Annotated in this window: 25 protein-coding genes; 9 read left to right on the forward strand and 16 right to left on the reverse strand. The window is 59.4% G+C overall.

The features are described from left to right. Position 1 precedes the first annotated feature (1 nt). The 7 genes from AB5Z02_RS16480 to purH form a co-directional block, all read right to left on the reverse strand. A complete protein-coding gene (locus AB5Z02_RS16480; RefSeq protein ID WP_158651145.1) occupies positions 2 to 163 on the reverse strand; it encodes a hypothetical protein in 162 nt (53 codons plus the stop codon). A gap of 109 nt (positions 164 to 272) precedes the next feature. Next, on the reverse strand, positions 273 to 473 hold the full coding sequence (locus tag AB5Z02_RS16485; protein WP_100646754.1) for an AlpA family transcriptional regulator: 201 nt from the start codon (positions 471 to 473) through the stop codon (positions 273 to 275). 463 nt (positions 474 to 936) lie between these two features. After that, complete coding sequence (locus AB5Z02_RS16490; protein WP_100654530.1) at positions 937 to 2,223, reverse strand: site-specific integrase; 1,287 nt, start codon at positions 2,221 to 2,223, stop codon at positions 937 to 939. A 399-nt stretch (positions 2,224 to 2,622) separates the two neighbouring features. Beyond that, entirely contained in the window at positions 2,623 to 3,180 is a 558-nt protein-coding gene (locus AB5Z02_RS16495) for a cytochrome b/b6 domain-containing protein (RefSeq protein WP_231720199.1), read from the reverse strand. Then, the gene (locus AB5Z02_RS16500; RefSeq protein WP_005349056.1) at positions 3,161 to 3,535 is read right to left on the reverse strand and encodes a cytochrome b562; all 375 of its coding nucleotides are present in this window, start codon (positions 3,533 to 3,535) and stop codon (positions 3,161 to 3,163) included. Before AB5Z02_RS16500 ends, AB5Z02_RS16495 begins: the two co-directional genes overlap by 20 nt. 277 nt (positions 3,536 to 3,812) lie before the next feature. Continuing rightward, complete coding sequence (gene purD / locus AB5Z02_RS16505) at positions 3,813 to 5,099, reverse strand: phosphoribosylamine--glycine ligase (protein ID WP_368216487.1); 1,287 nt, start codon at positions 5,097 to 5,099, stop codon at positions 3,813 to 3,815. Between the two features lie 114 nt (positions 5,100 to 5,213). Continuing rightward, on the reverse strand, positions 5,214 to 6,806 hold the full coding sequence (purH, locus tag AB5Z02_RS16510; RefSeq protein WP_042084461.1) for a bifunctional phosphoribosylaminoimidazolecarboxamide formyltransferase/IMP cyclohydrolase: 1,593 nt from the start codon (positions 6,804 to 6,806) through the stop codon (positions 5,214 to 5,216). Between the two features lie 415 nt (positions 6,807 to 7,221). Here purH and zntR point away from each other — a divergent pair, with 415 nt between their 5' ends. Together zntR and AB5Z02_RS16520 are read left to right on the forward strand one after the other, a co-directional pair. Beyond that, a complete protein-coding gene (gene zntR / locus AB5Z02_RS16515) occupies positions 7,222 to 7,677 on the forward strand; it encodes a Zn(2+)-responsive transcriptional regulator (protein ID WP_005341244.1) in 456 nt (151 codons plus the stop codon). A 214-nt stretch (positions 7,678 to 7,891) separates the two neighbouring features. Beyond that, positions 7,892 to 8,131 carry an alternative ribosome-rescue factor A gene (locus AB5Z02_RS16520; protein ID WP_368216488.1) on the forward strand — a complete coding sequence of 80 codons (240 nt, stop codon included), beginning with the start codon at positions 7,892 to 7,894 and terminating at the stop codon, positions 8,129 to 8,131. 215 nt (positions 8,132 to 8,346) lie between these two features. Here the strand turns inward: AB5Z02_RS16520 and hemW are convergent, their stop codons facing one another. Both hemW and rdgB read right to left on the reverse strand, forming a co-directional pair. Beyond that, on the reverse strand, positions 8,347 to 9,492 hold the full coding sequence (gene hemW, locus AB5Z02_RS16525; RefSeq protein ID WP_368216489.1) for a radical SAM family heme chaperone HemW: 1,146 nt from the start codon (positions 9,490 to 9,492) through the stop codon (positions 8,347 to 8,349). A 90-nt stretch (positions 9,493 to 9,582) separates the two neighbouring features. Next, positions 9,583 to 10,179: an RdgB/HAM1 family non-canonical purine NTP pyrophosphatase gene (gene rdgB, locus AB5Z02_RS16530; RefSeq protein ID WP_368216490.1), complete on the reverse strand. Its 597-nt coding sequence runs from the start codon at positions 10,177 to 10,179 to the stop codon at positions 9,583 to 9,585. Between the two features lie 238 nt (positions 10,180 to 10,417). Between rdgB and AB5Z02_RS16535 the strand changes: the two genes are divergently transcribed. The 3 genes from AB5Z02_RS16535 to AB5Z02_RS16545 all read left to right on the forward strand — a co-directional run bounded on the left by AB5Z02_RS16535 (position 10,418) and on the right by AB5Z02_RS16545 (position 13,324). Next, entirely contained in the window at positions 10,418 to 11,581 is a 1,164-nt protein-coding gene (locus tag AB5Z02_RS16535; RefSeq protein WP_368216491.1) for a multidrug effflux MFS transporter, read from the forward strand. 135 nt (positions 11,582 to 11,716) lie between these two features. Beyond that, entirely contained in the window at positions 11,717 to 12,766 is a 1,050-nt protein-coding gene (locus AB5Z02_RS16540; protein WP_368216492.1) for an oxidoreductase, read from the forward strand. Positions 12,767 to 13,075: 309 nt separating this feature from the next. Next, entirely contained in the window at positions 13,076 to 13,324 is a 249-nt protein-coding gene (locus tag AB5Z02_RS16545) for a hypothetical protein (RefSeq protein ID WP_005340533.1), read from the forward strand. Between the two features lie 62 nt (positions 13,325 to 13,386). Here AB5Z02_RS16545 and rimJ read toward each other — a convergent pair whose 3' ends face one another. Together rimJ and AB5Z02_RS16555 are read right to left on the reverse strand one after the other, a co-directional pair. Further along, positions 13,387 to 13,938: a ribosomal protein S5-alanine N-acetyltransferase gene (gene rimJ / locus AB5Z02_RS16550; protein ID WP_252656070.1), complete on the reverse strand. Its 552-nt coding sequence runs from the start codon at positions 13,936 to 13,938 to the stop codon at positions 13,387 to 13,389. Further along, entirely contained in the window at positions 13,938 to 14,492 is a 555-nt protein-coding gene (locus tag AB5Z02_RS16555; protein WP_270820643.1) for a GNAT family N-acetyltransferase, read from the reverse strand. The genes rimJ and AB5Z02_RS16555 overlap by 1 nt, the downstream gene beginning before the upstream one ends. A 346-nt stretch (positions 14,493 to 14,838) precedes the next feature. Here AB5Z02_RS16555 and AB5Z02_RS16560 point away from each other — a divergent pair, with 346 nt between their 5' ends. Continuing rightward, on the forward strand, positions 14,839 to 16,614 hold the full coding sequence (locus tag AB5Z02_RS16560) for a M4 family metallopeptidase (RefSeq protein WP_368216493.1): 1,776 nt from the start codon (positions 14,839 to 14,841) through the stop codon (positions 16,612 to 16,614). Positions 16,615 to 16,646: 32 nt separating this feature from the next. Here AB5Z02_RS16560 and AB5Z02_RS16565 read toward each other — a convergent pair whose 3' ends face one another. Continuing rightward, positions 16,647 to 17,540, reverse strand: coding sequence for a LysR family transcriptional regulator (locus tag AB5Z02_RS16565; protein WP_005349020.1), 894 nt, complete (start codon positions 17,538 to 17,540; stop codon positions 16,647 to 16,649). Between the two features lie 92 nt (positions 17,541 to 17,632). On the opposite strand from AB5Z02_RS16565, the gene mdtH reads away from it, so the two are divergent. Then, positions 17,633 to 18,829: a multidrug efflux MFS transporter MdtH gene (gene mdtH, locus AB5Z02_RS16570; protein WP_005340523.1), complete on the forward strand. Its 1,197-nt coding sequence runs from the start codon at positions 17,633 to 17,635 to the stop codon at positions 18,827 to 18,829. Positions 18,830 to 18,968: 139 nt separating this feature from the next. Further along, entirely contained in the window at positions 18,969 to 19,883 is a 915-nt protein-coding gene (locus AB5Z02_RS16575) for a GNAT family N-acetyltransferase (protein ID WP_368216494.1), read from the forward strand. Between the two features lie 46 nt (positions 19,884 to 19,929). Here the strand turns inward: AB5Z02_RS16575 and AB5Z02_RS16580 are convergent, their stop codons facing one another. Continuing rightward, complete coding sequence (locus tag AB5Z02_RS16580; protein ID WP_088870136.1) at positions 19,930 to 20,403, reverse strand: ASCH domain-containing protein; 474 nt, start codon at positions 20,401 to 20,403, stop codon at positions 19,930 to 19,932. A 57-nt stretch (positions 20,404 to 20,460) separates the two neighbouring features. After that, positions 20,461 to 22,050 carry a peptide chain release factor 3 gene (gene prfC / locus AB5Z02_RS16585; protein ID WP_085942070.1) on the reverse strand — a complete coding sequence of 530 codons (1,590 nt, stop codon included), beginning with the start codon at positions 22,048 to 22,050 and terminating at the stop codon, positions 20,461 to 20,463. Positions 22,051 to 22,479: 429 nt separating this feature from the next. Here prfC and AB5Z02_RS16590 point away from each other — a divergent pair, with 429 nt between their 5' ends. Then, positions 22,480 to 23,202: an SDR family oxidoreductase gene (locus tag AB5Z02_RS16590; protein WP_368216495.1), complete on the forward strand. Its 723-nt coding sequence runs from the start codon at positions 22,480 to 22,482 to the stop codon at positions 23,200 to 23,202. A gap of 141 nt (positions 23,203 to 23,343) precedes the next feature. On the opposite strand, the gene AB5Z02_RS16595 is transcribed toward AB5Z02_RS16590, so the two are convergent. Beyond that, positions 23,344 to 25,191 (reverse strand): diguanylate cyclase, encoded by a 1,848-nt coding sequence (locus AB5Z02_RS16595; RefSeq protein WP_368216496.1) that lies wholly within the window; start codon positions 25,189 to 25,191, stop codon positions 23,344 to 23,346. Between the two features lie 226 nt (positions 25,192 to 25,417). Further along, positions 25,418 to 26,872 (reverse strand): ATPase RavA stimulator ViaA, encoded by a 1,455-nt coding sequence (gene viaA, locus AB5Z02_RS16600; RefSeq protein ID WP_100646767.1) that lies wholly within the window; start codon positions 26,870 to 26,872, stop codon positions 25,418 to 25,420. Between the last annotated feature and the right edge of the window lie 6 nt (positions 26,873 to 26,878).

Here is a 26,878-nt window from a genome sequence, read left to right on the forward strand (position 1 = left end):
ATTACACACCGTGTTTATCAACCAGTGCACGTACACGCAGCTCGATTTCTTTGTGAGTCAGCTCTTTCTCACGTTCAAGCAACAATGCCTTTTCCCTCGAGTACAAAACCCAAGACTCCTGAGGTGTGACGTCCTTGGTATCCGGCCTTACTACATCACCCATGTCTCACCTCCAATCACAGCAAGGAAACCATCAGCAGAGAGTAGGTAGTTCTTCTCCATGGTGAAGGGCATGTAGAGCAGCAAAATGAATTTCTTGAATGGGGAGGCCATTACGTAATCTCCCCTTCGCTCAATTTGGCAATGAATGCCTCAACAGCGGCAAGGTCGTAACGAATAGCCCGCGGTCCGATATGGACAGCCTTGGGGAAATTCGGATTATTTTTACGCCAGCGGTAGATGGTAGCCCGCGAGATTTCCAGTTTTTTACGCAAGCTTGCTTCGGAAATCAGCATCGTATTAGGTTGATTCATAAGATTGCTCCTTGGTTTTTTGCATTCGAGAGCAGTCTGAAGGAATGTCAACCTATGAGGCCAGCCCTACAGGGGTGAAAGCTTAATTGAGCCTGATCGCCCCCCTTTGGGGGCGTCTATGTCAACTCAACAATTTAGTGATTTATCTCGACAAGCAATTAATTAACGACATTATCAACCAGATAGAGCAGTGCTTGAGTGATGAGTCTCTAAAGAGTACTCTGCGAGATCTAACCAACCTGCGCGAGTCCTACAGGTGAGGGGATTCAGTGGATGGGACGTACAGGCATTCTATGGGGTTTGCGTTACGGGCTAGACAGAGAGCAATGTGACGTTCGAGGATGGGGCTCAAGAGTAGGATGAGCCAGACAGAAATGCCGCCTGACCCTAAACACCAGATTGGTCAACGACAGCTTTCCAAACTGCGACGTATACGAACATTCGCCGCGAAGCTACCCATCATTTACTCCCCAAGGTTTGCAGAGACACCAGGATCCATTTCAGTCTGCAGCAAGCGTCGTTCCCATAATTCCAAGGCATGACGCTTTTCTGGAAGATATTCATAACGATCATAGTGTTTGCTGGATACGTCATTCCGGGCGTGATTCTGGAGGCGGTCGCGCAGATCTTTGGCAATACCAAGCTCACCCATCAGGGTTTTACAGGTACGCCGGAAGTCACGGGGGATAAAATGCTCCATCTGGGTTCGTTTTCTGTAACGGTCGATAGCTTGGCTCAGTGATGCCATCGGCATAGGCTTATCCGACTGCAGGGCATGAGGAAAGATAAAAGGGCTATCACCAGCTAGCTCTTGTTGGAACCGAAGGACAAACAAGGCGCTATCAGTGAGTGGAACAATGTGGATACGCTTATTTTTTGAAATGTCGGCGGTAATGGTCAGAGTTTTGGCTTGCCAATCAATATTGGCCCAACGGGATTCAGCCAGTTCATTGGGCCTCTGACCTCCGGTGAAGAAACACAACCGGATCAGGTTGCGTAGGGTCGGGCCAAGGCTCGTTGGCTGCTCCATATCATCGAGTAGTTGACGGGTTTCGCTCCATGATAGGAATCGTTCTCCGACGCGCTCCGCAGCTTTCTGTTTGGGTATCGCGTCCACTGGGTTCATCACAAGGCCAAACTTAGCATCATCTATGAAGTTGGCAGGATCGTTGTCGTGCTTGAGGCCGTAATTGAAGGCTGCCATCAGGTAACTACGTACCCGGTTTGATTGGGTGCTTGCTCCCCGGCGTATCATGTGGGCCAAAATGATCTTGATATCATGAGCGGTCACATCCTTTGCTTTGGTCGTCTTGCTCAGATGCGGGTATGTCTCTTTTTCCAACGCCAACATCACAGCCGCATGGGTACGTTTACCGTCTTTCTTCATCTGTTGGGTATAGCTTTGGAATAACTGCCCTATGGTGCCTTGTTGCTCATGCTCTCGCTTGGCCTGCTCACGCTCTTTTGATTGTCGTTCTTGCTCATCTTTGGGGTCTAAACCATCTCGGATTGTCTGGCTCAAGGCCCGGGCTTTGTTGCGGGCATCGGCAAGGCACAGCGTGGGAAAACTGCCAAGTTGGATGAAGGCCCGCTTTCCTTTGCGCATGTAGCGGAAGACAAACATCTTGCCACCACTTGGAAGAACTTTGACCCCGAGCCCACCAGCCCCACGAGTACGGGTATCATCCATCCTGTAATAGGCATTGGTTTTCGCTGGTAGTGCAGCGATATCATTGGGCGTTAATGGCATAGTCGACAGGTCTCGCTAAAAGCACCCATGCTCAAATCATGGTGCTTTAATGGGTGCTTTTAAGATGAAGCTATCTGATATTTTACGAGATCTTATGAGACAAGCAAGTTTGCTATATGTATGTGTTTACTATGATTTTTGTATGCTTTCTGAAACGCAATGAGACATTGTGAGAATGTAAATTCTACGACTCATAATCGATTGGTCGTGGGTTCAAGTCCCCCAGGGGCCACCAAATTGAAAAAGGCCGCTCATAATGAGCGGCCTTTTTGCATCTACGTATCGGGCAATGCCCTGTGATGAGCTGGATGAGGTCATAGAAAAGACCCGCCATGGGCGGGTCTGGGCAGGGTCCGGATCAGGCGCCTCACTCAGAGACAAGGAGCCTAATGCTGAGCCTCAGGTTTGCTCGTTGCTGCTGCTCTGGATGGATGAGCGACGCCCGATGGCAGGCAGCATCCGGGTAACCAGATTGCTGCGCTGGCGCCAAGAGGTGAAGACGATGGCCAGCAGATGCAGACCAATCAGTCCCTGCAGCGCCACCACGCACCACTCATGCCACTCGTCAGCCCCCAGTTCAAATCCCGTCTCGGTATTTTGAAACCAGCCGCTGCCAGCAGTGGCCAGCACAACCAGCCAGAGCGCCCACACGGCCAGCTTGCCGCTACCGTGATGACCCGGAGCCGGAGGCTGCCGCTCACGCATCTCGCGCGCTTGCTGGCGAAAATCCTCACCGCTGGGGATGAGGGCACCAAGGCGAGCGTAGCCACGGGCGAAAGTGAGCCCCCAGAGCAGACGCAAGGAGATCAGCCCAATGGCGCCGTAACCCAGCCACTCATGCCACTCCTCCCCCGCTTCGTTAACCCAGAGGTTGCCGATGCAGACCGCCGCCAAGCCCCAGTGGGTCAGGCGAACCAGCGGATCCCAGCGAAAGGGCTCACCCTTTTTGCTTGGCATATTTGTGGTACTCCTTCTTCAGGTCGTTGACCTTGGCCAGATGTTCGCGCGCCTTGGCCTCATCACCCGCCTTGAGTGCGGCCAGGCTGGCGTCCAGCTCGGTCTGTACCTCGTTCATTCCTTCAAGGAATTTCTCTTTCTTGGCGGCCGGCATGTTCTTCTGCTTGGCCACATCCAGCTGGGCCTTCATCTCGTTGATGTGCTTCTCCATGGTGGCTGCATCATCAGCCTTGACGGCCTGCTTGTAGTTGAAGCCAATCTTCTTCATCGGCTGTTCCAGATCACCCGCCACGGCAGGCAGGGTCATCAGGCCAAACATCAGGGGCAGCAGCAGGGGGCGGACGGTTTTCAACATGGGATTTCCTTATATAACGACATGCTCGAATTGTTAGGGGTACTTATGAATCCAAACAAGAATTCATCACCAGCATGATGCCATGACTCATGGTGAAACGTTTGTGAAAAATGCTGTTTTTTGTGGCAAATAGTGACAGATATGCCGCGCTTGTTTGCGCTTGGTAACTGATTGAACACCGGTAACACGCGACAAAGAGAAGATTGAAAGCGGTAAACAGGGACAAAAAACCCCGCCGTAGCGGGGTCTGAATCAGCTGGCCATTTGCTGGCGTCAGTTACTCCTGTTCGCGAGCAATGGCGCGCCAGCCGATATCCTTGCGGTAGAAGACGCCATCCCACTTGATGCGGCCAGCGAGCTGATAGGCACGCTGCTGGGCTTCTACCACAGTATGGCCGAGGGCGGTTGCGCACAACACGCGGCCGCCAGCGGTCAGGCTGGTATCGCCCTCCAGGCGGGTACCGGCATGGAACACCTTCTCACCCGCCACTTCATCCACCGGCAAGCCGCTGATGGGGTGGTTGGTGCTGTAATCGCCGGGATAGCCTCCCGCCGCCAACACCACGCCGATAGCCGCGCGGGGATCATAAATGGCCTCTTTCTGATCCAGCTTGCCTGCGCAAGCGGCCAGGCAGAGCTCCACCAGATCGGATTGCATCCGCAGCATGATGGGCTGGGTCTCGGGATCACCAAAGCGGCAGTTGAACTCGATCACCTTGGGATTGCCTGCACCGTCGATCATCAGACCGGCGTAGAGGAAACCGGTGTAGACGTTGCCCTCGGCCGCCATTCCTCGCACGGTCGGCATGATCACCTGCTCCATCACGCGTCGATGTACCTCGGCGGTCACTACCGGCGCCGGGGAGTAAGCCCCCATGCCGCCGGTGTTGAGGCCGGTATCACCGTCGCCAACCCGCTTGTGATCCTGACTGGTGGCCATCGGCAGCACGTGCTCGCCATCGACCATGACGATGAAGCTCGCCTCTTCACCCTCCAGAAACTCCTCAATCACCACCCGGGAGCCCGCTTCGCCAAAGGCATTGCCGGAGAGCATGTCGCGCACCGCGTCTTCCGCCTCCGGCAAGGTCATGGCGACAATCACCCCCTTGCCCGCCGCCAGACCATCGGCCTTGATGACGATGGGGGCGCCCTTCTCGCGCAGATAAGCGAGCGCAGGCTCCACTTCGGTGAAGTTCTGGTACTCGGCGGTCGGGATGGCGTGACGGGCCAGGAAATCCTTGGTGAAAGCCTTGGAGCCTTCCAGCTGGGCAGCGGCAGCGGTCGGGCCAAAGATGGGCTGACCGGCGGCGCGGAAGGCATCCACCACCCCTTTCACCAGCGGCGCTTCCGGCCCGACGATGGTGAGGCCGACCTGCTTCTCTTTGACAAAGGCCAGCAACCCTTCGATATCGGTCGCCTCGATGGCGACGTTCTCGACACCCGGCTCAAGCTGGGTGCCTGCGTTGCCCGGCGCCACAAAAACGTGACGTACCAGTGGGGAGTGTTTGGCCTTCCAGGCCAGAGCGTGTTCGCGGCCACCGTTGCCAATGATCAGTACTTTCATCGTATCGCTCGCTTCTATTTGTGGTCACTGGACGGCCACCCAGGCCGTCAGTCAGTGGAAATAGTCAGTTGAAAAGAGACAACAAAAGGGCCGCCATCGGCAGCCCCTGACCCATCAATGACGGAAATGGCGCATGTTGGTGAACACCATGCACATGCCGTGTTCGTCGGCGGCGTCGATTACCTCCTGATCGCGCATCGAGCCACCCGGCTGGATCACGCAGGAGATACCGGCCTGCGCGGCAGCATCGATACCGTCGCGGAACGGGAAGAAGGCATCGGAGGCCATCACGGAGCCCGCCACGGTCAGCCCTTCATCCGCCGCCTTGATACCGGCGATTTTGGCCGAATAAACACGGCTCATCTGGCCTGCACCGACGCCGATGGTCTGGCCATCTTTGGCGTAGACGATGGCGTTGGATTTGACGAACTTGGCCACTTTCCAGCAGAACAGCAGATCTTGCAGCTCTGCCTCGGTCGGCTGGCGCTTGCTGACCACGGTCAGATCACCCAGCGTCACCATGCCGAGATCCCGCTCCTGTACCAGCAGGCCGCCGTTGACGCGCTTGAGGTCAAAGCCTTGCGCCGGTGCCGTCCACTGACCGCATTCGAGCAGACGCACGTTCTGCTTGGCAGCGACCGCATCGCGGGCCTCCTGGCTGACGGTGGGGGCGATGATCACTTCGACAAACTGGCGGGCAACGATGGCAGCGGCAGTGGCGCCATCCAGCTCGCGGTTGAAGGCGATGATGCCGCCAAAGGCGGAGGTGGGGTCGGTCTGGTAAGCGCGATCGTAGGCACTCAGCAGGTCGTTACCGATGGCCACACCGCAGGGGTTGGCATGCTTGACGATGACGCAGGCCGGCTCGTCGAACTCCTTGACACACTCCAGCGCCGCATCGGTATCGGCGATGTTGTTGTAGGAGAGCGCCTTGCCCTGCAGCTGGATAGCGCTGGAGACAGAACCCGGAGCAGCATGCTCCTCGGCATAGAAAGCGGCAGCCTGATGGCTGTTCTCACCGTAGCGCATGTCCTGCTTCTTGATGAACTGGCTGTTGAAGGTGCGCGGGAAGCGGGACTCCTCGTCACCCTCCTTGTTGTCACCGTAGGAAGGAACCATGGTGCCGAAGTAGTTGGCGATCATGCCGTCGTAAGCAGCAGTGTGCTCGAAGGCGGCGATGGCCAGATCGAAACGGGTCGCCAGTTTCAGGCTGTTGCCGTTGGCATCCATCTCACGAATAACCCGATCATAGTCAGCAGCTTTGACGACGATAGCGACATCTTTATGGTTTTTGGCGGCAGAGCGCACCATGGTCGGGCCGCCAATATCGATGTTCTCGACCGCATCGGCCAGAGTGCAACCCGCTTTGGCTACGGTGGCAGCAAAGGGGTAGAGGTTGACGACAACCATGTCGATGGGGGAGATAGCGTGCTGGGCCATGATGGCGTCATCCTGATCCCGACGACCGAGGATGCCGCCATGAACCTTGGGATGCAGGGTCTTGACCCGGCCATCCATCATTTCAGGGAAACCCGTGTAGTCAGAGACCTCGGTCACCGGCAGACCCGCCTCGCCAAGCAGCTTGGCGGTACCGCCCGTGGAGAGCAGGGCAACACCACGCTCGTTGAGTGCCTTGGCAAATTCCAGAATGCCGGTTTTGTCAGACACACTCAGCAGTGCACGGCGAATGGGTCGAGCTTGTTCCATCACACTATCGTCCTCAACATAACGGGGACCGTTCCATGGGAGGCGAGGCTCAACACAGAGAGTCCCCAAATAAATGGAAGTGGGGGATTTCGCAAACCACTCTCGCCCCGGCATCCGGCAAAAGCGTTTTAGGAAATGCCCGCTTGGTGCGGCGCTCTGTTATGGGCGCGTATTCTACACAAAAAATGTGACCTGTGGTGGATTTTTTGAAACAGCAAAGCCTTATTTGGCGCGGCGTTAAACGTTTTCCACTTGATTTTCTCGAAACGTTTGCACTTTCAGTGTTTTATGGGAAAAAGGGTCGCCAGGAGATGTTTATCTGCCCCTTTTATGCCCTTGGCTGGCAATCCATGGGCAAAGGGGTGATAGTGGATTCCGGTTTTTGTGGCGGCATACATTCAAGGGGAGAGAGAGCATGTATCGGATCGGTGAACTGGCCAAGGCGTGCGGGGTCAAGGCAGATACCCTGCGTTTTTACGAGAAGAACGGGCTTATCTCACCGGGGATCCGCAACGAATCCGGCTACCGCCTCTACAGTGAACAGGACAAGCGGCGGCTGGAGTTTATTATCCGCGCCAAGTCGGTGGGATTCTCGCTGGCCGATATCGGCGAGCTGCTCGACCTCGATACCAACAAGGCCAAAGTCACCTGCCAGGAGGTGAAAGCAGTGGCCGACACCAAGCTGGCCCAGGTGGAGCAGAAGATCATCGAACTGACCCGCTTTCGCGACAACCTGCGCGAGCTCTCCAATATCTGCTGCGGCGGGCCGCGCTCGGCGGAGCACTGCGCCATCCTCGAGACGCTGGAATCTGGCGCCCCTGCCCATCACGAGCACCACAGCCACGACCAGCATGACCCGGTTCACGGCTGACGTGGTATGCCTGACTGAGCGTGCCTAGCTCAGTGTGACTGACTCGGCGCGCCCGACGCATTGCTCCGGCGGCGATTTGGTGACAAAATCGCCGAGTTTTTAACCGGTGCAAGTGCATCCGGTTGCCGGGCGCTAGCCTGCACAGGCACCCGCAGCGAAAACCACCATCCAGACACAAGAGTCAACACACCAAGAGAAAAGAAGAGGAGCCATCATGGCCAAGATTCGGGTCGACCAACCCACCCTCCCCCGTGAGGAGCATGCGCAAGGGGGCAACTATGCCCACCAGCGCGGCGAGATAAAGGATAACCATCTGCACGCCCTGCTCTGTGATCCCCTGTTTCGCAACCGGGTCGAGCGCAACAAGAAGGGCAAGGGGAGTTACCAGCGCAAGGCCAAATTTGGCAAGCGGTGGGAGCCCGGCCAACAGCTGATGATCCGCGTCTGCTGCTGAGCGGGTTTCTACCGACCATAAACAGTCAGGGCGCCATTGGCGCCCTGATTGTTATCTCGAAACACGGTTCGCCAAAACTGCCTCACGACCTGTTGCGAGAAGCTGTCAGCGAGGTGAAGAGCAGCGCAGGAACCGGAGCGTATAAATATACGTGAGGCTTCCGAGCAGCGCATGAACCTTGATCACGGCTTCGCAGCCAGCTCGTGAGCCAGTTTTCACTCATCCATAAACAGTTCGAGCAGCACGTTGAGATAGCGATGACCGAGGGAGGTAAGCTGCCAGCTATCTCCCAGATCCTCGATAAGCTCCTTGCTCTGTGCGATGGCGAGCACCGTCTCCACCCGTTCCAGCGGCAAGCCAGTGTAGGCCTCGAACTCCGCCTTGGGGGCCGGTTCAAACAGTCGGAAGCGGTTCATAAAGTATTCGAGCGGCAGATCGTCTGCCGTCACCTGCCACAGCTCGTCCAGATAGGGACGGCTCTTGTCCAGATACCCTTTCGGATGCTTCACCTTGGCTGTGCGCAGGATCTGCTGATCCGCAAGATCAGTCACCTTGCCATGGGCGCCACAGCCAATCCCCAGATAGTCACCAAAGCGCCAGTAGTTGAGGTTGTGATGGCACTGATAGCCCTCTTTGGCGTAAGCCGAGATCTCGTACTGGCGATAACCGCTGGCGGTGAGCATGGCGTGGCCCTGCTCATAGATGTCCCACAGGGTGTCATCTTCCGGCAGTTTGGGCGGTTTGGAGGCAAACGCCGTGTTCGGCTCTATGGTGAGCTGATACCAGGAGAGGTGCGGCGGGGCGCAGTCGATAGCCTGCTGCAGGTCGTAAAGGGCGTCATCCAGACTCTGATCCGGCAGACCGTGCATCAGATCCAGATTGAAGGTGGGCAACTTGATGGCGTGGGCCAGTGCCGCCGCCTTGCGCGCCTCTTCCGGGCCGTGAATGCGGCCTAGGCGGGTCAGCTTCTCCTGCTGGAAGCTCTGCACCCCGATGGAGATGCGGTTGATGCCGGCGCGCTGGAAACCGGCGAACTTGTCCGCCTCCACCGTGCCCGGGTTGGCCTCCATGGTGATCTCGCAATCTGCGGTGAGCGGAATGCGGGCCCGAACCCCGTCCAGCAAGGCTTGCATCGCCTCCACCGTCAGCAGGCTGGGGGTGCCGCCGCCGATAAAGATCGAGGAGAGCGGCCGCCCCTGTGCCCACTTCAGATCCTGATCCAGATCCTCCAGCAGGGCGGCGACATATTCGAGGTGAGGCAACTCCCCCTTCTGGGCATGGGAGTTGAAGTCACAGTAAGGGCACTTCTGGACGCACCAGGGCACATGAATATAGAGAGAGAGCGGCGGCAGTTGCAGCATGGGGCTTCCAATAAAACGGGGGCTCAAGGCCCCCATTGTAGATGACTATGTGTAATTGACCGTGTGTAACCGACAAGGTGGCTAAGTGACTCAGTGCGCCGCAGCCAGCGCCGCTTTGAGCTTGGCCAGCGCCTGACCACGATGGCTCAGCTGGTTTTTCAGCTCGGCTGGCATCTGGGCGGCGGTGCAGTCGTGATCCGGCACGAAGAATACCGGGTCATAGCCAAAGCCATGTTGACCGCGCGGCTCGTCGATGATCATCCCTTCCCAGCTCGCCTGACAGATGATGGGGGTGGGATCGTCGGCGTGGCGCATATAGACCAGCACACACCAGAAGCGGGCGCTCTTCAGGTACTCGGGGGCACCTTGCAGCTCACCGTGCAGCTTCTCGATATTGGCCTTGTCGCCGGCACCCACACCGGCAAAGCGGGCGGAGTAAACGCCGGGGCGCCCTTGCAGCAGATCGACTTCCAGACCGGAGTCATCGGCCACGGCGGGCAGACCGGTAATGCGGGCGGCGTGGCGGGCCTTGATGATGGCATTCTCGACGAAGGTGGTGCCGGTCTCATCGGCATCGGAGACCGCAAACTCGCTCTGTGGGATCACCTGGATCTTCATATCGGCCAGCATGGCGGCCAATTCCTTCACCTTTTTCTGGTTACCTGTTGCCAGGACAAGCTTGTTCATCGAGCACCTCCGCAAAAATAATCTGCGCATTCTATGCGGCGCAAGCGTTTAGTAAAAGCGTCAATTACACCCGCTGTGATGGGGTTACGGGGGATTTGTCGCCATCGAATAACCAGCTTTTTAATACATGTTTCCATAATGGAATAACCAAAGTGATTAAATACCATTTCTATTCATTACTGTGAGTCAGTAGACTCGCGCCCCAATTCATTAACCTGGCTGACTAAAGAGGTGACAGATGCCATTGATACTTTTACTCGTACTACTGGTGCTGTTCAGTCCGCTGGCTATCGACATCTACCTGCCCGCCATTCCGCAGATGGCCGAGCAACTGGGCGCCGAAGTAACTCTGATGCAGGGCACCATCACCTGGTTCCTGTTCAGCATGGGGCTGGGGCAACTGCTTGTTGGCCCGCTGGCCGATCGCTACGGTCGCAAGCCCATCGCGCTGGGCGGCGTGCTGCTCTATGGCCTGAGCGCGCTGGGGGCCGGTTTTGCCGCCAGCCTCGGCGAACTGATGCTGGCGCGAGTGCTGCAGGGCTTCGGCGCCTGCGCTACCTCGGTCGCCGCCTTCTCGGTGGTACGTGACAGCTATGGCCCGAAAAAGAGCGGCCAGATGATCTCCTATCTCAATGGCGCCATCTGCTTTATTCCTGCGCTGGCCCCCCTGCTCGGTGGCTGGCTCACCGCCAAGGCGGGCTGGTCTGCCAACTTCTGGTTTATGGCCGGTTATGCGCTCATCGTCGGCAGCTGGCTGATGTGGCGGATGCCGGAGACCCGCCCGGAGGAGACCCGTAGCGAAGGCGCCCTCATCAGCTGGTTTCGCTACAGCCCGGTACTGCGCTCCCCCAGCTTCCTGTTCAACGCGGCGCTGTGCATGCTGGCGATGGCGGTGATCCTCGCTTATGTCACCGCCGCACCGGTGCAGCTGATGGTGAAACTGGGGCTGGATATGAGCGGCTTTAGCTACTGGTTTACCGCCAACGCTGCGCTTAACATTCTGGCCTGTTTCATGGCCCCGCGCTTTATTGCCAAGGTAGGGCCAAGACGCACCCTGCGTATCGGCCTGCTGGTACTGATGCTCTCGGCCATCACCCTGACCCTCGCGATGCACATCGAACATCCGCTGGCGATGATGGGGCCGGTATTCCTCTCCAGCATCGGCTTTGCCATGATCCTGGGCTCGGCCGCCGGGATGGCGCTGGCACCGTTCGGCCACTGCGCCGGTACCGCCGCCGCCCTGCTCGGCCTGTTCCAGATGAGCGGCTCCGGCGCCCTGGTTGGTCTGACCGGCGCCCTGATGCACGACCCGCTCAGCCAGCTGGCACTGCATATGTGGCTACTGCTGCCGCCTCTGGTGATGCTGATGACCCGCCGCGGCCGCCGCTTGTGTTTGCAATAAATCCTGTGCTCTGATGGGCATACTCAGGGGGCCATCGGCCCCCTTCTCGTTTGTATCGCCTTTACAGCATATGGCCATCCGGCAGAGAGCCGGCGATGGCAACCCCACTCACTCGATGTCAGCGGAGAACTCCCGATGAGCCACACTCTCAACGCAGCCCTGGTGGGCTATGGCTTTGCAGGCAAGACCTTCCACGCCCCCTTCCTCTCCACCACGCCGGGCTTGTCCCTGAGCTGGATAGTCAGCAGCGATGCTGCCAAGGTGCAGGCCGATCTGCCCGGTTGCCGGGTCGGTTCACTGGAGGAGGTACTGAGCGATGAGACCGTCGATCTGGTGGTGATCGCCACCCCCAACGACACCCACGCTCCCCTCGCCCGCCAGGCGCTACTGGCAGGCAAACATGTGGTGATCGACAAGCCCTTTGCACTGGATCTGGCCGAAGCGCAAGCGCTGGTCGAACTGGCCGAAAAGCAGCAGCGGCTGCTCAGTATCTTCCACAACCGCCGTTGGGACGGGGATTTCCTTACCGTGTGCCGTTTGATTGCCGAAGGGACGCTGGGGCAGATCGTCCAGTTCGAATCCCATTTCGATCGCTATCGCCCCGAAGTGCGCCAGCGCTGGCGCGAAGCAGGTGGCCCGGGTTCCGGCCTCTGGTTCGATCTCGGCCCCCATGTACTGGATCAGGCGCTGCAGCTGTTCGGCCAGCCGGACTGGCTGCAGGCCGATCTGGCCGAGCAACGCCCCGGCGCACTGGCGGACGACTACTTCCATGTGGTGCTGGGTTACGGTGCTCTGCGGGTTATTCTGCATGGCAGCTGTCTGGTCTCGGCCACCATGCCGCGCTTTGTCATTCACGGCAGCCAGGGATCGTTCGTGAAATTCGGTATGGATGTGCAGGAAGATCAGCTCAAGCAGGGCTTGCGGCCACCAGCAGCTGATTGGGGCATGGATAGCGAACCCGGTCAGCTCAGCCGCATTGTCGATGGTCAGTTACAGCAGCAGAGCGTGGTGGGTGAGGCGGGGGATTATGGCGCCTACTATCGCGGTGTCTGCGCCGCCATCAAGGGCGAGGAAAGCAACCCGGTGCCAGCAAGTGAAGCGCTGGCGGTGATGGCGCTGCTGGATCTGGCCCGTCAGAGCCACCTTGAGGGAAAACGGCTGCCCTGTCAGAAGCTGTCTGACTAAGGTGTGGGCCATCGGCCGCGCTTGAGCAGCCTTGACCTTGTTAAACCGCCACAAGATGGCAGCAAAGCGGTGTTTTATTGTGCTATTAGTGCCATTTAACGGCATCTTGTATTGATATCAGTCGTTGCAGTGGAGCTTTTTATCCACGGCACGAAAAAATGTCATTGTGATATCCGTTTTCATCGGTAACTAATGGGGCTATATTGCGCCCGCCTGCTGCCTCCCGGCTTCTTGTTTCAATACCGGGCAACGGTGGGCGCTGTGATGGTTGCACAGACCATCTCTCCATATTTATTTGAGGGAATGCACATGAACAAAGTACTGGTAGCCGGTATCCTGGGTCTGATGTTGACTGCTTGCGGTCAGAAAGAAGAAAAAGCTGCCGCTCCTGCTGCTGCTCCGGCCGCCGAAGTTGCTGCCACTGTAGAAAAAGCCGCTAGCGAAGCCACCTCTACCGTAGAGAAGGCCACCTCCGAAGCGACTGCAACCGTAGAAAAAGCTGCTACCGAAGCCGCTACCAAGGTTGAAGCTGCAGTGAGCGATGCCAAGGCCAACTAAGCCTGCACCTCATTCGAAGACGGGTCCGAAGGCAACTTCGGGCCCGTTTTTTTATCTGACAATCAGGGAGCCGGATTAATCAGCGAGGTGAGGATGTGATCCTCCCAGCGACCATTGATCATCAGATACGCCCGCGCGAATCCCTCCCGCTCGAAGCCAAGCCGCTCCAACAAGGCGCCGCTGCGCTGATTGGCAGGCATGTAGCAAGCCATGATGCGATGCAGATCGTGCTCCCGAAACAGGTAGTCGATGGCGGCTGACAGCACCTCTCCCATCACCCCCTGCCCCTGATGCTGCTGGTCGATGGCATAGCCCAGATGACACGCCTTGAAGACCCCCATCAGGATATTGCTGAAGTTGCAGGTGGCGATCACCCGCTCGCCAGCCGGATCAAGGGCCACCAGATTGACGCCGGTGCCGTTGAAGAACTGGCTGTAGCTGTCCTGCAGCCGGGCATGCCAGTAAGAGAGGGTGTAAAAGTGCTCGTCCCGAAGCGGCTCCCAGGGGGTGAGATGGTCACGGTTGCGCCGGTAGAAGTCGAGCATCATGGGGGCCCGATCCGGCGACAGTATAGTCAGGTGGGTGCGGGCCGTCTTGATATGTGGCAGCGACATCAGGACTCCCTCTGTCTTAGCCACTCATCGCGCAGCAAGCTGTAGTGGGCATGGTCCACAATCCGGTTGCCCAGTCGCTCTGCGCGCCGGGTCACCCCCTCCAGCTGCATCCCGAGCCGTTCACAAACAGCCCTGCTGGGCTCGTTATCGGTGGCGGCGCTGATCTCCACCTTCTCCATCCCCATCTCCTCGAAGGCGTGGTGGATCAGGGCCTGACAGGCCCGGGTGATGATGCCGTTACCCTGCCAGCGCTCCGCCAGCCAGTAACCGATGACCACCTTGCCAAGGTCGTGATCGATGCTGTTGTAACCTATGACCCCCACCACCTCCCCCTGATACTCGATGGTGGTGGTGAGCCCCTCGCCCCGGGCGAACTTCTCGATGGCACTGCGAATGAAGAGGGCGCTGTCGACGGGGCGCTGGATCAGTGGCGGCCAAGGTAGCCACTGGGAGAGGTACTCCCGGTTGTCATTGCAGAGGGCAAACAGTTCGCTCGCCATATCGGGCTGCAAGAAGAGCAGCGCAAGCTCGTCGTCCAACTGCCATGAAAACATGGGATTCTCCTTTCAAATCAGTGATCAAATCGCGAACCAGCACCCAATGTAGCCAATCGCCACTGGCCGCGCCAGCCACTTTTACGGCCCTCCTCCGGCAGGCTTAGCAGAGAGTAACAGCGCACGATCTCTCCTCCCTCAAAAGAGGAGGGTGGGTGTCTGAAACCGGATAATGCTCTCCACATGGCGCCGACGAATACCCCCAAACGGCACTTTGGCAGATCCTGCTACCCCTTTGTGCTGCGCTGTCACTTTTGACAGGGGGCACTTTCCCCCACCGGCACTAGCTTCAAAACGCCCGACCTTCGGTCGGTTTATCAACCTCATCGATTTAAGGAAAGAAGAGATGAATAAAATTTATCTGGCCGTTGCGCTGGCCTGCTGGGGAAGCGCCGCACTGGCGGCGCAAGAGGTAGAGATCAACGTAACGGCAAACGGCATCCGGGCCATGACAGGCCTCAGTGCCGCGAGTGGTACATTGCAGCTGGAAGATGGCGAGTTTCGTCAGGTGCGGGTGGTCAAGCTGCCCAACGGCCAGCAGCGGATCCGCTACGAGCAGATCTGGAACGGCATCCCGGTAATGGGTCAGGTCGTCGTGGCTGACAAGAGCCTGAACGGCCAGCTGCAACAGGCCAGCGGGCGCATGCTGCGCCAGATCGATCAGGATGTGGCAAGTCCGGTCGCCACCCTCTCGCCACAGGATGCCGCCAGCAAGGCCAAGGCGGGCAGCAAGGGGAGCAACGAGCAGGTCAAACTCTACGTGATGCAGGATGAGAACGGGCTGGCCCGGCTGGTTTATCAGGTCTCCTTCATCGCCGAAGGTGACAAGCCAAGCCGCCCCTTCGTCGTTCTTGATGCCCAGAGCGGTGAGGAGCTCAAACGCTGGGAGGGGATCAACCACAAGGATGCCACCGGCCCGGGGGGCAACATCAAGACCGGCAAATACGTCTACGGCACCGACTTTGGTCCGCTCATCGTGGATGACAACTGCCGGATGACCAGCCCCAACGTCGATACCATCAACCTCAACCACGCCACCTCTGGCGGCGCCATCCACCAGTTCACCTGCCCGGAGAACCGGGTCAAGGAGATCAACGGCGCCTACTCGCCCCTCAACGACGCCCACTACTTCGGCAACGTGGTGTTCGACATGTACCGCAACTGGTACAACACGGCGCCCCTCACCTTCAAACTGAAGATGCGGGTTCACTACAGCAAGAATTACGAAAATGCCTTCTGGGATGGCAGCCAGATGACCTTCGGTGACGGCGCCACCACCTTCCACCCGCTGGTGAGCCTCGATGTGGCGGCCCACGAGGTGAGCCACGGCTTTACCGAGCAGAACTCCGGGCTGATCTATTCAGGACAATCCGGCGGCATCAACGAGGCCTTCTCCGATATGGCGGGGGAAGCGGCCGAGTTCTACATGAAGGGGAGCAACGACTGGCTGGTCGGCGCCCAGATCTTCAAGGGCAACGGCTCCCTGCGCTACTTCGAGGATCCGACCCGGGATGGCAGATCCATCGGCCATGCCGCGGATTATCAGGAGGGGATGGACGTACATCACAGCTCCGGGGTCTACAACCGCGCCTTCTACCTGCTCGCCACCAGCAGCGGCTGGAACACCCGCAAGGCATTTGAAGTATTCTTGCTGGCCAACCGCCTCTACTGGGGCGCCAACACCAACTACCAACAAGGGGCCTGCGGCGTCAGCCGGGCGACCGCCGACCTGGGTTACCGTCAGGCGGATGTGGCACGGGCCTTCCAGACCGTCGGGGTCGATGCCAGCTGCGGCACCACGCCGCCACCAAGCGACAACGTGCTGCAAAACGGCGTGCCGGTGAGCAACCTCGCCGCCAGCAAGGGTGGCAAGCTCAACTACACCCTGAACGTACCGGCGGGCACCAGGTCGCTGCAGATCAGCAGCAGTGGCGGCACCGGAGATGCCGACCTCTACGTCCGCTTTGGCAGCGCCCCTACCAGCAGCAGTTACGACTGCCGCCCCTACAAGGGCGGTAACAACGAAAGCTGCTCGTTCACCAATCCCAAGGCTGGCACCTGGCATGTGCAGCTGTCAGGGTTTTCCGCGTTCAGTGGCGTGACCCTCAAGGCCAGCTACTGATCCACCCGATGCGGGCCTTGTCCCGCATCGCTCTACTCATTGCGCCACCGTTTCGCCAGCGTGCGGGCGGTGGCCAACACGGTTTCCCGGGCCGGGTTAGGCCGCTTGCCACCTCGCCACGCCATCATCACATCCCAATGCTCCTGCGGCAGATTGCGCACATCGAGCCTGACCAGCCGCCCCACCTCCAGATCCCGCTTGATGGCCAGCTCCGGCATCAGGGTGATGAACCCGTGTTCCAGCGCCAGATCCCGCGCCGCACTGGCGGGCTGCACCGCATGCAGGGGGCTGGCGGCCCGCCGCAGCCGCCGCAACTGCTGGATAAAGACGTCACACCCCGGCCCCCATACCTGAGGCGCCAGCCGCTGGTCGGCAATATCCTCCAGGGTGAGGCCGTGACAACCGGCCAGCGGATGCAATGGCGAGGCGATAGCGATAATGGGGGAGCAGCAGAGCAGCTCCATCTGCAGGCCCGCAACCGGCGGACGCTTGAGTACAAAGCCGATATCGGCCTCCCCGGTCAGCAGCGACTGCATGATCTCGCCGGAGTGATCCGTGGTGCAGCGGATCTCGAACGGCTCGTCCACCAGCTCCATCAATAACGAGCCAAACACCACCGAAGTGAGGGATGGCAGGCTGGAGAGACGGATACAAGGCAGCGCAGGCGCCCCCTGCAGTGCCAGCCGCCCTTCGCTCAGGATCGCCAGCGCAGAGCGAGCTGATGGCAGAAACTCCTCGCAGGCACGGGTCGGCGTCACCCCGCGCCGATGACGCTGAAACAGCGGCGCCCCGAGACTCTCCTCCAGCTGGGCAATCCGCTGGCTCACCAGCGGCTGTGACCAGCCACGAATGGCTGCCGCCTGACTGAAGCTGCCCAGCTCGGCCACATCCAGCAGCAGTTGCAGATCGTCCAGATCCATAGACATAAATAATCCTGATATGAAATATAGGTAGTTGTCGTCTACCACTATATCTAAACCCTCTCCAGAATGAAGGTATCTGTGAATGAGAGGGCGTTATGGTCGATAGGGCGAGGTTTTGGGGACGCTGGTTTCTGGCGCTGGATACCACACTGGTGATCCTGGGTTTCTTTGTGGTGATGCCGATGATCAGCCTGCGCTTCGTCGATCAACTCGGCTGGGCGGCCGGTCTGGTGGGGCTGGCCCTCGGCCTGCGCCAGCTGACCCAACAGGGGCTGGGGATCTTTGGCGGCTCCCTCGCTGACCGTTTCGGCGCCCGCCCGCTCATCGTCACCGGCATGTTGTTACGGGCGGTGGGTTTCGCCACCCTGGCCTGGGCCGACAGTGGCGCCATGCTGATCTTCTCCTGCTTCCTCTCCGGACTGGGCGGTTGCCTGTTCGACCCGCCCCGGGCGGCACTGGTGATCAAATTTACCCGTCCCCATGAGCGGGGCCGCTTTATCTCCCTGCTGATGATGCTGGAGAGCGCAGGGGCCGTCACCGGTGCCCTGCTCGGCAGCTGGCTGCTGCGCTTTGACTTCACCTACGTCTGTCTGCTGGGCGCCGGGCTCTTCACCCTGGCGGCCCTGTGCAACTGGACCCTGCTGCCCGCCTACCGCCTCTCGGTCAAACCCACTCCGATGCGGGAAGGGTTGGGACAGGTGCTGGCGGATCGCGCCTTCTGCCGACTGGTACTGATCCTGAGCGGCTACTACATGCTGTGGGTACAGGTGATGCTGATTTTCCCCATTCTGGTCAAGCAGCTCTCCGGCACCACCACGGCAGTGGGCTGGATGTACAGCCTTGAAACGGCGCTGTCACTGGCGCTGCTCTACCCTATCGCCCGTTTCAGCGAACGGCGCTATCGGCTGGAGAGCCGACTGATGGCAGGTATCCTGCTGATGACGGTGGGGATCGGGCTGGTCGCCTTTGTCAGCACTCTCTCCGGCATCTTCGTACTGCTGGCCTGCTTCTATCTGGGGATCATCATCTGTGAACCGGCCCGGGAGACCCTGATGACCCGGCTGGCCAACCCCACAGCCCGCGGCAGCTACATGGGCTTCAGCCGCCTCGGACTGGCGCTGGGGGGCATGACCGGCTATGTGGGCGGCGGCTCCCTCTATGACTTCTCGCTGCAACAGGGACAACCGGCCCTCCCCTGGCTGGTGCTGGGCACCATAGGCGTCGCCACCATGCTGCTGCTCGCCCGCTGCTTCTCCCGCCGCCCGGAGCTGGCTATCAGAGCCGCCGCCTGACGACCGTCCCACCTGCGGCAGCCCAATCAACGGGGCTGCCGCTCACCCCATATTCTGCAAGTCATCACAGCAAAAGGTTGCGAATTACAACTTTTACGCTATTTTAGTTGTCATGCACAACTAAAAAGGAAACCACGATATGGATTCCCGTCCCCTGCGCGCCCTGTCGCGCGATCTGGTTCGCGAACTCGGCATGCTCTCCCAGCAGTGCGGCAATCTGGCCCTCACCCCCATCGAGGCTCACCTGCTGATCGAGCTGGAAAACGCCCCGGCCACCAACCAGCAGCTGGCAGAAAAGCTGCACATCGACAAATCCAACGCCAGCCGTCCGCTGGCACGCCTCGCCGAGCGGGAGCTCATCAGCTGGCACCCGCACCCCTCCGACGGCCGCAGCAAGGAGGCCCGCCTCACCGTCAACGGTCAAGGGATGCTGCTGGAGTTGCACCGGGAGATGGACGGGGCGATGGAAGAGATGCTGGCGCAGTTGAGCCTGCCCGAGCGGGAGCAGCTGTGGCAAGGGCTGCGGCTCTATCGCAGCGCCCTCTCCCGCGCCCGTCGCCAGCGGGGTTACCAGATCCGCCCCATCACGGCGGCGGACAATGCCCAGATCGCCTTGGTGATCCGTGCCGTATCGGCCGAATATGGCCTCACCGCCGACAAGGGCTATGGGGTATCCGATCCCAATCTCGACACCCTCTCCCAGAGTTATCAGGGGGAGAAGAGTCGCTACTGGGTCATCGAAGGGCCGGACGGTTCCATCCTCGGCGGTGGCGGTATCGCGCCATTGGCGGGAGAAGAGGGAGTCTGCGAGCTGCAGAAGATGTACTTTATGCCCACCCTGCGCGGACTGGGTCTTGGCAAGCGGCTGGTGTTGCAGGCGCTGGACGAGGCGCGCACCCTTGGCTATCGACGCTGCTATCTGGAGACCACCGAAGTACTGCGCGAGGCCACCAGCCTCTACGAATCACTGGGCTTTGAACACCTGCCCGGCCCCCTTGGCTGCACCGGCCACGGGGATTGCGAGATCTGTATGGTGTTAGACTTGGCGATCTAAAGTGATAGCGGCAAGCAGAAGTATCCCCTGCTTGCCGCTTTGTTTACTATGGCAGCGCCACTACCCGGAATCGCTCCAGCACCAGCGTGGCGTGCTCATCAAATTCTCTCCCTTCCGCCTTCATCTCGCGTTCGAAGAAGGCCTTGTGCGCCTCGTGCCACCAAGCCAGAGAGCCATCTCCCTCCCCTTCCTCGGCGGCAAACGCAGCATCAATCTCATCGAATGGACACAAGGTGACTGACACCAGTTCAACCAGAGCCTTGGGCAGACCACTCCAGTCGGTTACCACCAGTAAGTCCCCCTGTTCCGGCATCCGCTCGCCCTTCTCCAGATACCAGTAAGCGAGGCTACAGGTTGCTCGCTTGCGGCCTGCTACTACCAGCGCGGCACAGAGGTTGGCATTGTGTGCATCAGCACAGAAGTAGTCCGCTGAGACATGACGAGCCCGTGCTGCCACCGGCAGGGATAACAGATAACTCTCAGCCAGAGCCGAGCAGGCAGGATTCATCGATTCAACCATCACCTCTCCTTGATGCATAAAAAAATCCCGCCATCTGGCGGGATTTGGTAAGCAGTATCAGTGCTCGCGAGTCTGGCGGAACTCAACGTCCGGGTGGCGCTCCTGAGCCAGGCGCAGGTTGACCATGGTCGGTGCGATATAGGTGAGGTTGTCACCGCCATCGAGGGCCAGGTTGACCTCGTTCTTGCGCTTGAACTCTTCGAACTTCTTGACGTCGGTCCCTTCCACCCAGCGGGCGGTGGAGACGTTGACCGCCTCGTAGATGGCCTCGACGTTGTATTCGCTCTTGAGGCGCGAGACCACCACGTCAAACTGCAGCACACCGACCGCACCGACGATGAGATCGTTGCTTATAAGCGGACGGAATACCTGTACCGCGCCCTCTTCGGAGAGCTGGACCAGCCCCTTGAGCAGCTGCTTCTGCTTGAGCGGATCGCGCAGGCGGATGCGGCGGAACAGTTCCGGTGCAAAGTTCGGGATACCGGTGAACTTGAGATCTTCCCCCTGGGTGAAGGTGTCACCGATCTGGATGGTACCGTGGTTGTGCAGACCGATAATGTCACCGGCGAAGGCGTCCTCCGCCTGCTCACGGTCACCAGCCATAAAGGTCACGGCGTCGGAGATGTTCACATCCTTGCCGATACGCACATGGCGCATCTTCATGCCCTTGCTGTAAGTACCTGACACGATACGCATAAACGCGATACGGTCACGGTGCTTCGGATCCATGTTTGCCTGGATCTTGAACACGAAGCCGGAGAACTTCTCCTCGGTCGCCACCACTTCGCGGCTCTCGGCCTTGCGCGGCATGGGAGACGGCGCCCAGTCAGTCAGGCCATCCAGCATGTGGTCAACACCGAAGTTACCCAGTGCAGTACCGAAGAAGACCGGGGTCATCTCGCCAGCGATAAAGGCATCGTGATCGAACTCGGGGGAGGCGCCCTGCACCAGCTCCAGCTCGTCACGCAGCTGCCGGGCCAGATCTTCGCCGACGGCGGCATCCAGATCCGGGTTGTTCAGCCCCTTGACTACACGCTTCTCCTGAATGGTGTGGCCCTGACCGCTCTGGTAGAGATAGGTCTCATCCTTGTAGAGGTGATAGACACCCTTGAAGGATTTGCCACAGCCGATTGGCCAGGTGATCGGGGCGCACATGATCTTCAGCTCGCGCTCCACCTCGTCCATCACTTCCATCGGATCGCGCACTTCGCGGTCCAGCTTGTTCATGAAGGTGAGGATAGGGGTATCACGCAGACGGGTCACTTCCATCAGCTTGCGGGTCCGGTCTTCAACACCCTTGGCGGCATCGATGACCATCAGGCAGCAGTCGACCGCGGTCAGGGTACGGTAGGTATCTTCAGAGAAGTCCTCGTGACCCGGGGTATCGAGCAGGTTGACCAGACAATCGGCATAGGGGAACTGCATCACCGAGGTGGTGATGGAGATACCACGCTGCTTCTCCATCTCCATCCAGTCGGATTTGGCGTGCTGGCCCGAGCCACGGCCCTTGACGGTACCGGCGCGCTGAATGGCCTGTCCGAACAACAGGACTTTCTCGGTGATGGTGGTTTTACCCGCATCCGGGTGCGAAATGATCGCAAAAGTGCGTCTCTTGGAGACTTCACTCAGAAATTCAGCTGACATAATTCAACGTTCTTCTATTGAGCGGTGGCATCAGCCACCGTGGGAATAAATCCGGAATGCCGCTCACGGCACATGTATACGCAACGAAAGCCACGCCAGCTGGCGTCTTGCCAACCTGGTGGAGAGAGGGAGGAGGGTTGCGTTACATGGGTCTTCTCGCCTGAGTCAAAGCAAAATTGCGCGACATTATACCCGCGCGAGTGAAAAATACCCAGCCTGACAAGAGATGATAATTTGGCCGCTCCTCCGTTCCACGGGTTCCAACTGAACAGAAAATCAAACACTCCGAATCGGATGGCAGCATCCGGACCACGTGGAGTTGGTCCCCTCCCCATGCCAGCAACAACCACTCTTGATAAATTTTCATACTTGGACTTTCCCTATCCAGCTACAAATATGTAAATCGTATCTACATAATGGAGAGGTCATTACATGAAACATTCCACCCTGCACAATCAACAGATCGTCATTATCGGTGGTACCTCGGGTCTTGGCCTGGCCACCGCCCAGCAAGCAATCGAGCAAGGCGCCAAGGTCATTATCGGCGGTTCCAGCCGTGAGCAGCTTGCCACTGCACTGGCTGAATTGGGCCCAAATGCCAGTGGCCATCAACTGGATATTCTCGACGTCGACTCCGTCAATCACTTTTTCAACCAGCTGACATCACTGGATCATCTCGTCATCACCGCCGCCGTCATGCGACCAGGCAGCTTTCTCACCGCAGCCATCGAGGATTTGAAAATCAACATGGACAGCCGCTTCTGGGGAAGTGTTCATGCGATCCGCGCCGCAGCACCCAAACTGACCGAACGCGGCTCCATCGTGCTCACGTCCGGGATGGTGACGCGCCGCCCACAACTAGGTAAGGCACTCCCTGCCGTTGCAGCTGGCGCGGTTGAAACGCTGGCTCACAGTCTGGTTACCGAGCTGACCCCCCGTCGGATCAACGTCATCAACCCGGGCCCCATGCGCACTCCCATGCTGCTTAAAGCACTGGGCAATGACCCACAAAAAGTGGCAGCCGTGGCGCAAAGCCTGCCGTTGAAACGCTTGGGTGAGGGAGAGGATTATGCGCAGGCCGCACTGTTCCTGATGAGCAATAACAACATGAATGGTGAGGTGCTTCACCTCAATGGCGGCAGCGCCTGGGCATAACGCCCTTCTGACGGTCTTCTGCGCTCGCGCTTGCCAATCTGTCATCGCAGGCAAGAACGAGCGCAGGGGACGAGCATCATCGCCGTATCAGTGTGCTCCCCAATAGCGATGACACCCTGGTGAGTGACAATACCCAGCCCGTCACTCGTCTGTTTCCACCCGGTTGCGCCCCGCCTCTTTCGCACGATACAGCGCATTGTCGGCACGCTGGATCAAGGCCGCCAGATCCTGATCATCGTCTCGCAGAGAGGCACACCCGATACTGATAGTTACCGGGTACGACATGCCGGGCAGCGCCCGGTTGGCGACCGTGTGACGGATCCGCTCAGCCACCCGGCACGCCTCTTCAAGGCTGGTATCCGGCAGCAGGATCAAGAACTCCTCTCCGCCGGTACGCCCCAACTGATCCTGGTGCCGCAGCTGACGATCTGCCGCCCGAGAGACCCATTGCAGCACCCTGTCTCCTTGATGATGTCCTAGGGTATCGTTGATCCGCTTGAAGTGATCGATATCGAACACCAGCAGACAAAATGGCGTGCCCTGCCTGCGAGCCAGCGCCAGCATATCGCTGCCCTGCCGCAGCACCCGACGGCGGTTGTTGATGCCGGTCAGCTCATCGGTAAAGGCCAGACGACGCATCCGACGGTTGCGATCAAGCAGCCACCCCATCGTCAGCAGTGCCAGTACCCCGCAGAGCACCATCACCACCAGCAGCCAGAAGCGACGCTCCTTGACCTGCTCCAGCTCCTGCTGCTGCAACTGCTGCTCGACTCGCAGTCGCTCGTTCTCCCCCTCCTGACGGGCCAGTTCGAACTCGCCGCGCACCCAGGCCGTGCTCTGTTCCCGTAACAGCTGATCGAGCCGCTGCTCCTGCACCAGATGCTCCCGCAATGCGGCCAGCGCCGCCGGATAATCGCCTTGCAACTCGAGCGCCCGACTGCGCACCCAGTAGAGCTCGAGCAAAAAGCGCACGTGCCCTTCCACCTTCAAAATCGGCTCAATCTTCTCAAGCGCACGCAAGGCTGGCACAGGTTCCTGCTCTTCGACTCTCAACCTCGCCCGCACCAGCTCGAGATGCGCGTGGAGGATGGGGTCAACGTCGGGAGAGAGCACCTCCGCCGCTTGTGCCAGCAAGCGTCCCGCATCAGCGGGGCGATCCAGCCCGAGCAGAGCCTCGGCCTGCATCACCATGCGTTCGGCATGCTCAATCAGATATTGAGGCTGATTATAAAAGGCCGCACTGCGTTCAAGCTCGCTCAGCGCATCCTGATAACGCCCGGTCTGCAGATAGACCATCGCCAGTTGATCACTTAGCCTTGCCGAGCCAAATCCATCGTGACTTCTGGCAAAATGCTCGCTCAACCGATTGAGGGTGGCGAGTGCTTCGGCGTAGAGGCCCATACGACGAAATGTGGCTGCAATCTCGAGCTGTGCCTGGTGATACCAGGTGGGCAACCCCAGCTGCTCATAGATATTGTGCGCCTTGGTGAGATCCATCAGTCCCTGGCCTGAGACCCCCTGAAACGACAGCATGGCCCCCCGGCGGGCCAGCGCCAGCGCCTCCAGCTTCGGCACGGCGGCCTCCCTTGCCAGCCGCAGCCCCTCATCGTAATCGTGACGAGCCTTCGCTACCTCGCCGAGCAGCTGATTGAACCAGCCGCGGCAAATCGTCAGCTCCGCCACGGCGACGTCATCGCCCTGCTCGCGCGCAATAGCCAGCATCCGCTCCGCATTGGCGATGGCGGTTCGGGACTCCTGCATGTCATCGGCCGATTGGGCCCAGCAAGCCAGACGACTGATCCGCATCTGCTGCGACGGCGGATAAGCGTTGCCGTCCCGCTGCAAACGGGCAACACGCTCGCGCAACAACTCGATCGGCTGATAGACCCGCTCCATCCCTCCCAGTTCATTTTCCAACTGCTCGGGGGACAAGGGTTTGGCTGCCAGCCCGAACACCGCCAGCAACAGCAGCAAGGCAAGTCGGCTCATACACACTCCGGATCAATGGGAAAGATCATCGGGCAAGCCGATGCCGGAAAATCACCATCTTTCCCCTGTAACAATGGTTGTAAAGGCTATCACCCGGACAGAGAGCCCGAATGGCAGGCTAGTCACATTTTACTGCGATATCATCGCGTTGGAATGAAAGCGGGGACGCACAGCGAAAAAGAGGGCGCGGGATAACAACCCCAGAGGGGTTGCCCCCTCCCGGTCACTAGTGATGCTGCCAGCGCCGCAGCAGCCGGCCGCGCAGGCCGCAATCGAGCAGCCAGCTGTTGTCAAATACCCGCAGCAGCGCCTGCTTGGCGTGGCGGGACATGGCGACGGCGTGAAAACGGGTCTGGCGCTGGCGATAGCGGTTCATCTGATCGAGCAGGGGATGAGGCAGGCTCTGGGCGATAAAGTCGGAGATGACCAGCACATCCGCCTTGGCAAAGGCGGGATCATCGAGCTTGGCCAGCGCTTTTTCCAGGCAGGGCACCAGATCGGTACCGCCGTGAAAACTCATGGAGAGGAAGCGCTCCGCCTTGTCCAGCCCGGTATCTGCAGTGATCTCGAGGGTCGCCACCTCGGTGGAGAAGAGCATCAGGTAGCAGCCGCGCTTTTCATCCATCGCCACCTTGAGCAACGCCAGAAACAGCGCCTTGGCACACTCCTCGGGATATCCCCCCATAGAGCCGGAGGTATCGACGCAGACGATAAAGGGGCCTCGTTGCTGCAACTGCTGCCCCCCCTGCTCCGGAGTGCGCAGCATGATGCGCTGACGCGGCAAGGTGCCACGTGACTGGTAGCTGAGCAGGCGCCGCTCCAGATAGCGGCGATAGAACTCCAGCTCCAGCTCCGGCAGCCCCAGCATCACCGCCTCGCTTGGCAGCAGCCGCATCAGATCGTTCGCCTGATGGATGCCCACCAGATCGTCCGGCACATCGTCGCTGGGTGCTGGCTCCAACTCCAGCACCTGAACCGGCGGCACCGGTTGCTCCTGCGCCCGCCGATCCCGCTCGCTGCGCCCGAGCAGGCCGGCAATCTCCGCCAGCAAAGGCTCGCGCTGCAACATGCGGGCATACTGCTTGACCAGCACCAGACTGCGCTTGTGCCAGTGCCCCTGCGCCAGATCCCACAGGCCACCAGCCGAAATCTGGTTGGGGTCGAGGGCATCGGCCAGGGTGCGGCTCGCCAGCAGCTGATCTTCAATCTCCTGACGCTGTTTCTCCCGCTCCGCCTCGGCGATCTGCTGCTGCAGTTGCAACAGGCTTCCCACCAGACTGGCGCGCCACTTGTCGATAAAGAGCTGGCGCAGCCCCTCGGTGGGGTGGGCCGTCAGCTGACGCACCAAGGATCTGGCCTCACCGGCGAAGGGGCTGTACTGCTCCAGCGACTCCAGCAGGCCGGGCAGGCGACCAATCAGCTCGGTCATCGGCAGTTGCCGATGCGCCTGATAGAGCAGGTACTCCTGCTCCAGCGCCACCGGTACCGGCTTGTGACGGATCTCCTCACCAAGCTGCTCGCCCCAACTCTGCAGGCGCTTTTTCAGCAGCTTGCCCTGTAGCGGGGAGCGTTTGATAAATTCGGAAATCTTGGGCGAGGCCGCTAGCAGGAGCGCCACCTCACCCGCAAGCTCCCCTTCGCCAATCAGGAGCCCCAGATCCAGCATGCCGATCTCAAGCATGAGCGC

Source organism: Aeromonas sp. R2-3 (genome assembly GCF_040908375.1).
Lineage (GTDB): Bacteria > Pseudomonadota > Gammaproteobacteria > Enterobacterales > Aeromonadaceae > Aeromonas > Aeromonas veronii.

Bases quoted from the DNA above. Each gene is read 5' to 3' on its own strand.
- AB5Z02_RS16480 (WP_158651145.1), bottom strand. From the start codon at position 163: ATGGGTGATGTAGTAAGGCCGGATACCAAGGACGTCACACCTCAGGAG.
- AB5Z02_RS16485 (WP_100646754.1), bottom strand. From the start codon at position 473: ATGAATCAACCTAATACGATGCTGATTTCCGAAGCAAGCTTGCGTAAA.
- AB5Z02_RS16490 (WP_100654530.1), bottom strand. From the start codon at position 2,223: ATGCCATTAACGCCCAATGATATCGCTGCACTACCAGCGAAAACCAAT.
- AB5Z02_RS16495 (WP_231720199.1), bottom strand. From the start codon at position 3,180: ATGCCAAGCAAAAAGGGTGAGCCCTTTCGCTGGGATCCGCTGGTTCGC.
- AB5Z02_RS16500 (WP_005349056.1), bottom strand. From the start codon at position 3,535: ATGTTGAAAACCGTCCGCCCCCTGCTGCTGCCCCTGATGTTTGGCCTG.
- purD (WP_368216487.1), bottom strand. From the start codon at position 5,099: ATGAAAGTACTGATCATTGGCAACGGTGGCCGCGAACACGCTCTGGCC.
- purH (WP_042084461.1), bottom strand. From the start codon at position 6,806: ATGGAACAAGCTCGACCCATTCGCCGTGCACTGCTGAGTGTGTCTGAC.
- zntR (WP_005341244.1), top strand. From the start codon at position 7,222: ATGTATCGGATCGGTGAACTGGCCAAGGCGTGCGGGGTCAAGGCAGAT.
- AB5Z02_RS16520 (WP_368216488.1), top strand. From the start codon at position 7,892: ATGGCCAAGATTCGGGTCGACCAACCCACCCTCCCCCGTGAGGAGCAT.
- hemW (WP_368216489.1), bottom strand. From the start codon at position 9,492: ATGCTGCAACTGCCGCCGCTCTCTCTCTATATTCATGTGCCCTGGTGC.
- rdgB (WP_368216490.1), bottom strand. From the start codon at position 10,179: ATGAACAAGCTTGTCCTGGCAACAGGTAACCAGAAAAAGGTGAAGGAA.
- AB5Z02_RS16535 (WP_368216491.1), top strand. From the start codon at position 10,418: ATGCCATTGATACTTTTACTCGTACTACTGGTGCTGTTCAGTCCGCTG.
- AB5Z02_RS16540 (WP_368216492.1), top strand. From the start codon at position 11,717: ATGAGCCACACTCTCAACGCAGCCCTGGTGGGCTATGGCTTTGCAGGC.
- AB5Z02_RS16545 (WP_005340533.1), top strand. From the start codon at position 13,076: ATGAACAAAGTACTGGTAGCCGGTATCCTGGGTCTGATGTTGACTGCT.
- rimJ (WP_252656070.1), bottom strand. From the start codon at position 13,938: ATGTCGCTGCCACATATCAAGACGGCCCGCACCCACCTGACTATACTG.
- AB5Z02_RS16555 (WP_270820643.1), bottom strand. From the start codon at position 14,492: ATGTTTTCATGGCAGTTGGACGACGAGCTTGCGCTGCTCTTCTTGCAG.
- AB5Z02_RS16560 (WP_368216493.1), top strand. From the start codon at position 14,839: ATGAATAAAATTTATCTGGCCGTTGCGCTGGCCTGCTGGGGAAGCGCC.
- AB5Z02_RS16565 (WP_005349020.1), bottom strand. From the start codon at position 17,540: ATGTCTATGGATCTGGACGATCTGCAACTGCTGCTGGATGTGGCCGAG.
- mdtH (WP_005340523.1), top strand. From the start codon at position 17,633: ATGGTCGATAGGGCGAGGTTTTGGGGACGCTGGTTTCTGGCGCTGGAT.
- AB5Z02_RS16575 (WP_368216494.1), top strand. From the start codon at position 18,969: ATGGATTCCCGTCCCCTGCGCGCCCTGTCGCGCGATCTGGTTCGCGAA.
- AB5Z02_RS16580 (WP_088870136.1), bottom strand. From the start codon at position 20,403: ATGGTTGAATCGATGAATCCTGCCTGCTCGGCTCTGGCTGAGAGTTAT.
- AB5Z02_RS16590 (WP_368216495.1), top strand. From the start codon at position 22,480: ATGAAACATTCCACCCTGCACAATCAACAGATCGTCATTATCGGTGGT.
- AB5Z02_RS16595 (WP_368216496.1), bottom strand. From the start codon at position 25,191: ATGAGCCGACTTGCCTTGCTGCTGTTGCTGGCGGTGTTCGGGCTGGCA.
- viaA (WP_100646767.1), bottom strand. From the start codon at position 26,872: ATGCTTGAGATCGGCATGCTGGATCTGGGGCTCCTGATTGGCGAAGGG.